Origin of the sequence: Vitreimonas sp. (assembly GCF_036392335.1) — a bacterium.
Classification (GTDB): Bacteria; Pseudomonadota; Alphaproteobacteria; order Caulobacterales; family Aquidulcibacteraceae; genus Vitreimonas.
This window is the reverse complement of the sequence record NZ_DASVYD010000007.1, coordinates 1-7,342: the sequence shown is the minus strand read 5'-3', so window position 1 is coordinate 7,342 and position 7,342 is coordinate 1. Positions and strand designations below refer to the sequence as shown.

Here is a 7,342-nt window from a genome sequence, read left to right as displayed (position 1 = left end):
ATCCATGAGACGTATATCGTCGCGCAGACTGAAGACGGCATCGTTATCGTCGATCAACACGCCGCGCATGAGCGGCTTGTCTATGAGCGCATGAAGCAGATGCTCGCCAATGGCGGCGTGCGGCGGCAGGCATTGCTCATTCCGGAAGTCGTTGAGCTTGATCCGGGCGAAGCCGAAGCGCTAGCGGCGCGCGCGGAAGAGCTTGGCCAGCTGGGGCTGGTAATCGAACCGTTCGGGCCGGGCGCCATTCTTGTGCGTGAGACGCCGGCGCTGCTCGGCCATATCGATGCGGCGGGGATGCTGAAAGATTTGGCCGACGACATCGCCGAACTTGGCGAAGCCCATGCGCTAAAGGAGCGGCTGGAAGAGGTGTGCTCATCGATGGCCTGTCGCGGTTCGGTGCGCGCCGGGCGCAGGCTCACAGGCGATGAAATGAACGCGCTGCTCCGGCAAATGGAAGCGACGCCATTCTCCGGCCAATGCAATCACGGCCGGCCGACCTACGTTGAGTTGAAGCTCGCCGACATCGAGAAGCTGTTCGGTCGCCGCTAGCCTCGAATACCTTGAAAACGCCGCGATTGGGCCCGTTCCGCGCTTGCGTTCGCGCGCGCGGAGGGGAACATTGGGGCTGAGAGGGAATGCGCTGGCCGCGCGCTTCGCGGCGAACTGGGGAATGTCATGAAAGCTTTGCTACGTTCTGTGGCCGCGATGGCGGTGATCTGCATGGCGGCGACGCCGGCCTACGCACAGAACCTCAACACCGGCGCGACCGGCACGTTCGGCCAAGTACGTTTGAATGCAGGCTTCGAACCCGATCCGCATAGCGTCACTGTGAACGCGGGCGGCGCGATCGATGCGACGCGCGCAAGCGCCGAATGCAATGCGGGTTTCATCGCGCAGCGCCCGTCCTATTCGGTGCGTTATACTTCGGGCGATTTCCCGCTGTATTTCTTCGCCCAGTCGGACGCCGACACGACGCTGGCCGTGCGCGCGCCGAACGGCGCCTGGGTTTGCGATGACGATAGCGGCGGCAATCTCAATCCATTGGTGAGCTTCGCTGCGCCGCAAAGCGGTCGCTATCAAGTGTGGGTCGGTCGTTTCGGCGCGCAGGGCGAGACCGCGTCGGCGGTGCTCAGCATCTCGGAGATAGGCGGGCCGCAAGCGCCTATAGGCGAAGGCGGGCCTGATTTCACACTCGATCCCGCTTATGGCGCCATTGACCTAGTCTCCGGCTTCACGCCCGACCCGCATCGCGTCGCGATCGCGGCGGGCGGTTCGCTGGACGCGTCGCAGCTCGGTGGCAATTGCCTTGGCTTCATCGCCCAGGCGCCGGATTATCGCGTGAATTGGACGGCGGGTTCGGGTTCGTTACCGCTGGTAATCTCAGTGGCGTCGGACGCTGACACCGTGCTTGTCATCAACGACGCGCAAGGTAATTGGGTTTGCGATGACGATGGCGGCAATGAGGGCCTCAACCCGGCTGTCACGTTCACGAATCCAGCGTCGGGCCAATACGACATCTGGGTCGGCACGTATTCGCAAGGCGAGTTGCAGAACTCGACGCTGAGTGTGTCGGAAATCTATTCGGAATAAGCGCGCGCAAACGCGTGGAAGCCGGGCCGCGTTGCGCAAGCAGCGCGGCCTTTTGCTTTACCAAGCGCCTGTGTTCGGCATTGACGCCCAAGGCTCCTGCGGCGGCAGGCGCTCGCCTTCTTGCAACAGCTCAATCGAGATGCCGTCTGGCGAACGCACGAACGCCATGTGGCCGTCGCGCGGCGGGCGATTGATGGTGACGCCGGCATGCATCAGCTTTTGGCAAAGCGCGTAGATATCCTTCACCCGATAGGCGAGGTGGCCGAAATTGCGGCCGCCGCCATATTCGTGTTCGTCCCAATTGTAAGTGAGCTCCACCATCGGCGCCTTGCGTTCGCGCGCGAGGTCGACGTCTTCGGGCGCGGCGAGGAAGACAAGCGTGAAGCGGCCGGCTTGGTTATCCATGCGGCTCATCTCGACCAGGCCAAGCTTTGTGCAGAAGAAGTCGAGCGCGGTGTCGAGATTGCCGACGCGGATCATGGTGTGCAGATAGCGCATAGGGGCTCCTTGGCGCTTATGTAGCGCCTACCAATGCGCGCTCAATGGCGCGCCTTCAAACAATTCAGCGATGCGCCGCCGCGTCCCTTTGGTGACTCCCTCAGGCAGCGCATCGGCGGCGAAGAAGCCGCGCTCAGCGATTTCGCCTTCGCTTGAGGGCGGGCATGGGCGCCAGGCGTCGAAGCGGTAAAGCGCGATATGGTCGTTCGGAAAGTTCGCATGATTGGAGAAGAAGCCGATCAGCGTGGGCGTCGCCATCGCCTCGACACCGCCTTCCTCGATCATCTCCCGCAGGATCGCGTCGAGCGCGGCTTCGCCGTTCTCCACGCCGCCGCCCGGCAGGTGCCAGCCAGGCGCGTAGGTGTGGCGCACCAGCAAAATGCGGCCCTGGTCGTCGAGCGCAACGCCGCGCACGCCGAGCGTCATGCCGCGCCGCATCCGCCACCAGGCACGGAATATCGGCGTGATCAGAGGTTCGAACGCGATCCGCCATTCGCTCATTGTTTCGGTTTCAATTGTTTCATTCGCGCACGTTTACGTGAGAATGGGCTTCTGGGGCGTTATCAACTGCGGAGGAAACTTGCGCCATGAAACCCGCGCTGTCATCCGCGCCGGCCATGAGCCAATTCACCTTGCCGCCGCCGAAATTGGCAGGCGGACCATACGTTATGGGCATCCTCAACGTGACGCCCGATTCCTTCTCGGACGGCGGCAATGACGAAGCCGCCGCGCCGCGCGGCCTGGCGATGTTGGAGGCCGGCGCCGACATTATCGATGTGGGCGGGGAGTCCACGCGACCGGGCGCGGAGCCTGTGGCCGAGGGCGAGGAGATCGCGCGCGTCGTACCGGTGATCGCGGCGCTGCGGGCGGCGACTAAAGCGCCGATTTCGATCGACACGATGAAGCCGGGCGTTGCGATGGCGGCGATCTCGGCGGGCGCCAACATCTGGAACGACGTCTATGCGTTGCAGGCGCCGGGGGCGCTAGAGACGGCGGCGGCCCTGCACAAGCCTGTGGTGCTGATGCACATGCAAGGCGAGCCGCGCACGATGCAGGCTGAGCCGCGCTATGACGATGTAGTGGCGGAAGTGATCGCCTTCTTGCGTCGACGCGTGGGTGCGGCGGAAGCGAAGGGTGTTGCGGATATTTGGGTCGATCCGGGCATCGGCTTTGGCAAGACAGCCGAGCACAATCTCGCGCTCCTCGGCGCGGTGGCGCGCATTCAAAGCGAAGTCGGTCGCCCGGTCCTGATCGGCGCCTCGCGCAAGCGCTTCATTGCGGCGCTTGATCCCCGCGCCAAGCATGCCGGCAAGGATCGGCTCGGCGGCTCGATCGCCGCGGCGCTACTGGCGGTGCAGCAGGGCGCGGGCATGGTGCGGGTGCATGATGTGGCCGAGACGGTGCAAGCGCTGAAACTCTGGCGCGCGATGCAAGCCTAGATGCGACGCAGGTAGAGCGCGGGCACGGCATCCGTGAGCCAGACTTGGTTTTCCGTGACGAAAAAGCTGTGACCGTCAGCATGCATGCCGGCTGCGTCGATCGCGAGCAAAACTGGTTTGCCGCGACGGGCGCCGACACGCTCCGCGGTTTGAATGTCCTGCGATAAGTGCACGTGATGGCGCCGCATCTTCCGCAGGCCTTCGCTGAGAATGGCGGTGAGGAAGCGATCCACCGTCCCATGATAGAGTGTCTCAGGCGGCTGCGTCGGCGCCAACGCCAAATCCACCGACACGGAATGACCCTGCCTCGCGCGAATGCGATGCAAGTCCGGCGATAGTTCGAAGCGCTGCTTGTCACTTTGCTCGACCAAGGCGAGCAGGGTTTCGATGTCGTTCGGGAGAGCGTCCCGGCCCAGGGCGGAAAGAACATCGTCGACAGCTGCCCAGCCTTGCGCATCGAGCGCAATCCCGGCCGCATCCGGCTGATGTCGCAGCCAATACGAAAGCGTCTTGGAAATGCGCACATAGTCAGCCATGTGAAGGTTCATGGCACAAGCACGCACAAAACCCAAAGGCCGCGTCCTCATTGTCGCTGGATCGGATTCCGGCGGTGGGGCGGGCATTCAGGCTGATATCAAGACAGTCACCGCACTGGGCGGCTACGCCATGACCGCGATCACGGCCGTCACCGTGCAGAACACGTTGGGCGTGACCGGCGTGCATCCGGTGCCGACGGATATTCTGAAGGGCCAGATTGAGGTCGTGGTGGGTGATCTCGGCGCGGATGTCTGGAAGCTCGGCATGCTCGGGTCCGCCGATCATGTGCGCACGGTGCTGGATGCCTGGTACGCGGTGGGTGATGGCGCGCCGGTCGTGCTTGACCCGGTGATGATTGCGAAGGGCGGGGCGTCGCTGCTGGCGGAGGATGCGATCGAGGTGATCCGCGATCAGTTGCTGCCGACCGCTGCGATCGTGACCCCCAATGCGCCGGAAGCCGAAGCGTTGACCGGCGTGGAGGTGCGCGACCTCGACGGACAGATGAACGCGGCTGAAATTCTGGTGGAGCAGTTGGGCGCGTTCACCGCTTTGGTGAAGGGCGGCCACATCGAGGGCGACACCGTGCGCGACGTGCTGCTCACGCGCGAAGGCTATCGCGTGTTCGAAAGCCCGCGCATCGAGACGCGCGCGACGCATGGGACGGGTTGTACGCTCGCGTCGGCCATCGCGGCGCACATGGCCCAAGGTCAGGGCGTCGAGCACGCCGTCGAAAAGGCCCGCGCTTACCTCATGGAAGCGATCCGCAACGCGCCGGGCTTTGGCCAGGGGCACCAGCCGCTAGGCCATGGCTGGCCCTGCAGGCTCGCCTAATAGGCGAGCGCGCTTCACCCTTGAACGGGGTTGGCGCTGGCGCGGGCCTTCGCCACCTTGCATAGGTGGAGCCCATGAAAATCTGGATCGTGCACGCCTTCACGGATCGCGTTTTCGCCGGCAACCCCGCCGCGGTGGCGCCGCTTGAGCGCTGGCTGCCGGACGCCACGCTCCAGGCCATCGCCACCGAAAACAAGGTGAGCGCCACGGCGTTTGTTGTGCCGACCGGCCTCAAAGGCAATTACCAGCTGCGTTGGTTCACGCCGACCAACGAGGTGCCGATCTGCGGACACGCCACGCTCGCCGCCGGCGCAGTCTTGATCAGCGAAATCGATCCCACGCTTGAGGTTGTGGTGTTCGATACGCATGCCGGCGCGTTGGTCGTGCGTAGCACGGCGGAGGGCTTCACGCTCGATCTGCCGCGCAAGCAGCGGACGCCGTGGACGCCAGACGACGACGTCGGCGCCGCGTTGGGCGGTGTGGAGCTGATCGACGCCTTCGTGGGCGAATACGCCAACGTCGTGCTGGACAGCGAAGCGGAGCTCGCGGCGTTGAAGCCGGATATTGCGGCGATCAATACGGTGATCCGCGGCCCGCGCCAGGGTTGCTTGGTGGTCTCGGCGCCGGCGGACGAAGGCAAGCCGTACGATTTCGTGCAGCGCTTTTTCGCGCCTGGCGTAGGCTTGGATGAAGATCCGGTGACGGGTTCGGCCTTCGCGGACACCGCGCCCTATTGGTGCGATCGCTTCGATTTGGAGAGCGCGGTCGGCGCGCAAGCTTCGAAACGTGGCGGCTTTGTGCGCGCAGTGCAGACCCTAGCCAGTGTGCGCCTGTTGGGGCAGGTCGCTGTGTACCTGCGCGGTGAACTCGATCCAGCGTTGGCGCGCATGCACAATCGTCTCGAAGCGCATCCGGAAGCGCCGAAGCGCAAGAAGCGCCGCGTGCGCGCGGCAAAGCAGCTGCCTGCGATCTTCGACGATCCAATGCTGCCGGGCCTGGAAGTAGCGCCGTCGCCGCCGACGTCCCATCCTGCGCCGCCGGAAGGCGTTGGCCACGAAACGGGCGAGAAATAGCTGACGCTGCGGTCGAGATATTCGACGCATTGCAAAAATTCCCAAACCCAGGCAGGTGGTATGTGGGCCATCCGCTCCCAACGGCGGACGCTCATCTGTGAGGATGGGAGACAAGTTGATGAATACCCCCGCCAAGCCGGCGCTGCGCCCGGCTGACCCCCGCTTTTCGTCGGGACCCACCAAAAAACGCCCTGGCTGGACGACGGACGCGTTGAAAGACGCTGCCCTCGGCCGTTCGCATCGCGCCAAGCCCGGCAAAGCCAAGCTCAAAGAAGCGATCGATCGCACGCGCGCCATCCTGGGCGTGCCGGCCGATTTCAAGATCGGCATCGTGCCCGCGTCTGATACGGGCGCGATCGAGATGGCGATGTGGTCGATGCTTGGCGCCCGCCCGGTCGACATTTTTGCCTGGGAAAGCTTCGGCGAAGAATGGGTGACCGACGCCAAGCAGCTGAAGCTCGATTTCAAAGCGCATACGGCCGGTTATGGCGCGCTGCCTGATTTGGGCGCGGCGCGCAAAGATGCCGACATCATCTTCACGCAGAACGGCACGACGTCGGGCGTGAAAGTGCCGAATTTCGATTGGATCGCTGCTGATCGCGAAGGCATCACGATCAATGACGCAACGAGCGCGGTGTTTGCGCAAGCGATCGATTGGTCGAAATGCGATGTGACGACCTTCTCCTGGCAAAAAGTGCTGGGCGGCGAAGGTGCGCACGGCATGCTGATCCTTTCGCCGCGCGCGATTGCGCGGCTTGAGAGCTACACGCCGGATCGGCCGCTGCCGAAGATTTTCCGCCTCACCAAGAAGGGCAAAGTCGATCTCGAAATCTTCGAGGGTTCGACCATCAACACGCCGTCCTTGCTGGCCACGGAAGATTATATCGACGCGCTGAAATGGGCGGAATCGCTGGGCGGTTTGGAGGCATTGCAAGCGCGCGCCAACGCGAACGCGAAGGTGCTCGCCGATTGGGTGGCGAAGACCGATGGGGTCGATTTTCTTGCGGCCGACGCGGCTACGCGCTCGAATACCAGCGTGTGTCTGAAAGTGGTCGACGCGCGCGTGACCGGCTTGAGCGAAGAGGCGCAAGCCGAGTTCGCGAAGAAGCTCGCCGCGTTGCTGGAGAAAGAGGGCGTGGGCCTCGACATGGGCTCGTATCGCTCGGCGCCTCCGGGCCTGCGCATCTGGTGCGGCGGCACGATCGAAGCGTCCGACGTCGCGGCGCTGACGCCGTGGATCGAGTGGGCGTTCGCCACGCTCGTGAGTGAGTTGTCGTAACCCGCTGTCGCGAAGCGACTGAGGGGCCATGCCGCGCAGACGGCCAACGGATTTCCCCCTCCGGCTCGCTTCGCTCGCCACCTCCCCCGCAC

General features: G+C 64.1%; 8 protein-coding genes and 1 pseudogene. 6 read left to right on the top strand and 3 right to left on the bottom strand.

Annotated features, from left to right (window positions below; genetic code table 11):
• Together VF769_RS01150 and VF769_RS01145 are read left to right on the top strand one after the other, a co-directional pair.
• A pseudogene (locus tag VF769_RS01150) lies at positions 1–552 on the top strand (DNA mismatch repair protein MutL); the annotation flags it as partial.
• Positions 553–678: 126 nt separating this feature from the next.
• On the top strand, positions 679–1,593 hold the full coding sequence (locus VF769_RS01145; protein ID WP_331006529.1) for a hypothetical protein: 915 nt from the start codon (positions 679–681) through the stop codon (positions 1,591–1,593).
• Positions 1,594–1,650: 57 nt separating this feature from the next.
• Here the strand turns inward: VF769_RS01145 and VF769_RS01140 are convergent, their stop codons facing one another.
• Both VF769_RS01140 and VF769_RS01135 read right to left on the bottom strand, forming a co-directional pair.
• On the bottom strand, positions 1,651–2,091 hold the full coding sequence (locus VF769_RS01140; protein ID WP_331006528.1) for a VOC family protein: 441 nt from the start codon (positions 2,089–2,091) through the stop codon (positions 1,651–1,653).
• Positions 2,092–2,118: 27 nt separating this feature from the next.
• On the bottom strand, positions 2,119–2,592 hold the full coding sequence (locus VF769_RS01135; protein WP_331006527.1) for an NUDIX domain-containing protein: 474 nt from the start codon (positions 2,590–2,592) through the stop codon (positions 2,119–2,121).
• Positions 2,593–2,759: 167 nt separating this feature from the next.
• On the opposite strand from VF769_RS01135, the gene folP reads away from it, so the two are divergent.
• On the top strand, positions 2,760–3,530 hold the full coding sequence (gene folP / locus VF769_RS01130) for a dihydropteroate synthase (protein WP_414731754.1): 771 nt from the start codon (positions 2,760–2,762) through the stop codon (positions 3,528–3,530).
• Here folP and VF769_RS01125 read toward each other — a convergent pair.
• Positions 3,527–4,066 (bottom strand): RNA 2'-phosphotransferase, encoded by a 540-nt coding sequence (locus tag VF769_RS01125; protein WP_331006525.1) that lies wholly within the window; start codon positions 4,064–4,066, stop codon positions 3,527–3,529. The two genes, folP and VF769_RS01125, sit on opposite strands and share 4 nt — an antisense overlap.
• Positions 4,067–4,076: 10 nt before the next feature.
• Here VF769_RS01125 and thiD point away from each other — a divergent pair, with 10 nt between their 5' ends.
• From thiD to VF769_RS01110, 3 genes are all read left to right on the top strand, one after another.
• Complete coding sequence (gene thiD / locus VF769_RS01120) at positions 4,077–4,898, top strand: bifunctional hydroxymethylpyrimidine kinase/phosphomethylpyrimidine kinase (RefSeq protein WP_331006524.1); 822 nt, start codon at positions 4,077–4,079, stop codon at positions 4,896–4,898.
• A 74-nt stretch (positions 4,899–4,972) separates the two neighbouring features.
• Entirely contained in the window at positions 4,973–5,971 is a 999-nt protein-coding gene (locus VF769_RS01115) for a PhzF family phenazine biosynthesis protein (RefSeq protein ID WP_331006523.1), read from the top strand.
• 118 nt (positions 5,972–6,089) lie between these two features.
• Positions 6,090–7,250 carry a phosphoserine transaminase gene (locus VF769_RS01110; protein WP_331006522.1) on the top strand — a complete coding sequence of 387 codons (1,161 nt, stop codon included), beginning with the start codon at positions 6,090–6,092 and terminating at the stop codon, positions 7,248–7,250.
• Positions 7,251–7,342: the final 92 nt, after the last annotated feature.